Source organism: Wandonia haliotis (genome assembly GCF_039523435.1).
GTDB lineage: Bacteria > Bacteroidota > Bacteroidia > Flavobacteriales_D > Crocinitomicaceae > Wandonia > Wandonia haliotis.
This window is the reverse complement of the sequence record NZ_BAAAFH010000019.1, coordinates 1-651: the sequence shown is the minus strand read 5'-3', so window position 1 is coordinate 651 and position 651 is coordinate 1. Positions and strand designations below refer to the sequence as shown.

The 651-nt window shown below is 39.9% G+C and carries 1 protein-coding gene; it reads right to left on the bottom strand.

The window, feature by feature from the left end:
- Positions 1–616: hypothetical protein (locus tag ABDZ97_RS12355; RefSeq protein WP_343788102.1), on the bottom strand; the 616-nt coding region annotated here is incomplete at its 3' end.
- Positions 617–651: the final 35 nt, after the last annotated feature.

Here is a 651-nt window from a genome sequence, read left to right as displayed (position 1 = left end):
CTGCGTTTAGGTAAATTGTATCATAAAAAATCTCTGTAATACCATTTCGCGTAACTTCCCGTCGATAATAACGCTCACCCATGGGGGCATCAGAGTAACTAGAACTCTCGAAAAAGTAACACCCATCTTCATCACGCATTTGCGCACCTACTATGGGAGGAGACTGACCTCCTACCTGTCTACCTAAATAATAAAGTTTAAAATTATCAGTATCCCCTGTACAATTCACATTCTCTATCCTCATTTTCAAATATGCACATGGTGCATACTCAAACGCTAAATCCGTGGCTTCTCCTACTGACCAGGTGTATCCCATTCTATTAAGATAGCAATGTTCTTCCGGAAATTGTCCGACAAAAACCTCATACCGCCTGTTTTTATTGAATTTTTCGGTCAGAAACAGAACTCCTTCACTGTTCGTTTCTCCACTTTGAAAAAGCTCCGTTTTCGTTCCCGAAACCCCGTCAGAAACATTGAAAACTTCGTACACATTGATGTTCATATTGGCAACAGACTCTCCCGTTACCATATTTTTTACACTAACCCGTAACGTTTCCTTCTTCGTACACGAAAACAGAAACAACGAAATCAACAGATATGTAAACCACCTACTCATCAATAGTTGATTTCATACGTGTAAAATTCCCCTGC